The following is a 2,010-nucleotide window of genomic DNA, read 5'->3' as shown; positions in this document are numbered from 1 at the left end:
AATCAAAAAAGCCGACTCCGGCAGGCCAAAATCATCGGCAGCGACATACCTCATAACGTGAAACCCGCGCCGAAGTTCAAGTCCGATGGCTTCAACAGTTGCTATAAACCGCGGATCGTCAGGCGATACCAGGCCAAGCTCCGCCAGCAGAAGGGCGCTGGCATCGAGATCTTCGCTGTCAAATGCGGCCGAAAACGCCTTGCGCTTGGGGCTCCACGCTCGCTTGAGCACCTCCTCTCCGATGTGTTCGGCAATGCCGGCCCAATGGTTGGCACGTTCAGGGAGGTTCAGGTGGTTCGCGATGGCTGCGAGGCGCTGACAGCCCGCCCAGCACATCGCGGCCGAATGCGTGTGCACGCGCGTGCGTCCACGATATTCCCAGATGCCGGCATCGGGCTTGAGTGCGAGCTTCGCCGCCTGCTCGCCGAGTGGCTCGATCGTGTGAAAAAGCGACGCATCGCCCGGTCGAGGCAACCTGCGGTCAAAGAATATTGGCGTCGCGGCCATGATGATGCTGCCGTAGACATCGTGCTGACTCTGATTGACGGCCGCATTGCCGATGCGCACCGGTCCGTCGCCGCCGTAACCGCTGAGTGCAGACGCGGTGCGCTCCTCAAGAGAGTCCGTATGCACGACGCCGTAGAGCGGGCGCACCTCATCCAGCCGTCCGGCAGAGACACTCAGGATGTACGATATGAAGTCTTCCATCGTGCGCGTTGCACCGATGCGGTTCAACGCGCGAACGACAAAGAACGCGTCGCGCATCCAGCAAAAGCGATAATCCCAGTTGCGCCCCGATTTCGGCACTTCAGGAATTGAGGTCGTAAGCGCGGCAACGATCGCGCCGGTCTCCTCGTAGCTGCACAGCTTGAGCGTAATACCGGCTCGGATGATCTCATCCTGCCAGTCGATCGAGAAGGCAAGCCGCCTCACCCACTCGAGCCAGTAATCGCGGGTACGCTCGCAGAAATCCCGGCACGTCGTCTCCAGCGAGCCCTCGAACGGTTCGTCCGTGCCGAACACCATGTGCACCGGCCGTGTCAAAATGAACGACGCTTCGTTCTCGACATAGGAAAGCGGTGCGTCGGTCGTCAGCCTCACCGGCACGTCGTCGCGCCAGTAGCGGATGTGGTTGCTGCCCGACGATCGCGATGCAACCGGTTCGCCGTAGCGATGTGTCGTGCGAAAACGAATAGTTATGCGCGGCATGCCTCCGATCGGCTCAATGATGCGGATGATCTGCGGCGGACGGAACGTGCGCCCGTAAATCTGGAAGCGCGGGGCAAAGTCGGTGATGCGCACCCCAGCGCCCTTGTCGTCGATCAGCTCGGTCACCACGATCGCGGTGTTGCGAACGTAATTCGAGCGAATCTCGGCCTGCCCTTCGAGCATGACGTCGGTGAATCCCTTGTCCTCGCCTCCGGAAAGCAACCGGCAGAACACGGGATCGCCGTCATAACGCGGCAGGCACCACCACACGATCCGCGACGAGGGTTCGAGCAATGCGGCGGTACGGCCATTCCCGATGACCGCGAGATCGAGCCCATAATCGGTCATTCGCGCGCCCGCCCGTTTGTGGCCAGCGAGTCCAGTGCGCTGCGCACCTGCGCCGGATCCTTGAAAACTCCGGCGAGCCCTGGGAAATATCGGGAGACGCCAAAACCCTTTCCGCCGATACCGGGCAAGACTTCGAATACCGACTCATCGGTGACATCGTCGCCGATGAACACGGGCATGCGTCCGCTGAATGGCAGGTGCGCCATTAGTTTGCGGATGCTTTCCCCTTTGCTGATCCCCGGCCGCTTGACCTCGAACATCGCTTTGCCGAGCAGCAGTTCGGTCGGCTCGACCGAAAATGCCGTGCGTGCCGCAGCGATGTGACGGCGCAATTGCTCGGCATGCTCCGGTGCTTTCCGGTAGTGCAGAGCAAGTGAATAGCCCTTGTCCTCGACGACAATACCCGAGCCGATACCGGCGGCGGCCGCAAGCCTACGCCGCAAATCGATCGGC

At 61.4% G+C, this 2,010-nt stretch carries 2 protein-coding genes; both read right to left on the bottom strand.

Annotated features, from left to right (window positions below):
* The coding region (locus VL598_RS05945; RefSeq protein WP_325325774.1) for a glycoside hydrolase family 15 protein at window positions 1-1,557 on the bottom strand (1,557 nt) is incomplete at its 3' end.
* A partial coding sequence (gene otsB / locus VL598_RS05940) for a trehalose-phosphatase (protein ID WP_325325773.1) occupies window positions 1,554-2,010 on the bottom strand: 457 nt, incomplete at its 5' end. The genes otsB and VL598_RS05945, both read right to left, overlap by 4 nt.

Source organism: Trinickia sp. (assembly GCF_035492435.1).
Taxonomy (GTDB): Bacteria; Pseudomonadota; Gammaproteobacteria; order Burkholderiales; family Burkholderiaceae; genus Trinickia.
Note: the sequence above shows the minus strand (reverse complement) of the source record. Positions and strands in the feature narration are given on the sequence as shown.